At 57.4% G+C, this 500-nt stretch carries 1 protein-coding gene; it reads left to right on the forward strand.

Annotation, left to right across the window (positions count from 1 at the left end; all coding sequences use genetic code 11):
- The coding region (locus tag KJK34_RS15090; protein WP_498366267.1) for an FIDD domain-containing protein at positions 1-500 on the forward strand (500 nt) is incomplete at both ends.

Genomic DNA, 500 nt, shown 5'->3' on the forward strand with positions numbered 1-500 from the left:
GCAGGCCTTAACCCGGACGACTACACCGTAAGGTTCTACCTCGACCAGGCCGCCTATGACAACAACCAGGCCCTTCCGAACCAGTACACCAACATCAGCTCACCGCAAACCATCCTGGTATACGTGCAGAACGACACCACCGGCTGTGAAATACTGGCCCCGATGGAGCTGTATGTGGAAGAAGACGCCACCGCCTTCCCGGTAACCGACGCCACGGCCCTTAGCCAGTGCGACTACGACGGCACCAACGACGGCTACCTGGTATTCGACCTTACCGTGGTAGAGCCGCAGGTACTGGGCCCGCAAAGCCCAACAGACTACAGCGTAGCCTACTATGAAAGCATGGAAGACGCCGCAACCGAGACCAACCCGATAGCCGACCCGACCGCCTACACCAACACTGTAGAAAACGGGCAGACCATCTACATCAGGGTGACCAACACCACAACGATAACCCGTTGCTATGACATCACCACCGTAGAGCTGAACGTAGAGCAGCT

Source organism: Flavobacterium coralii (assembly GCF_019891545.1).
Classification (GTDB): Bacteria; Bacteroidota; Bacteroidia; order Flavobacteriales; family Flavobacteriaceae; genus Flavobacterium; species Flavobacterium coralii.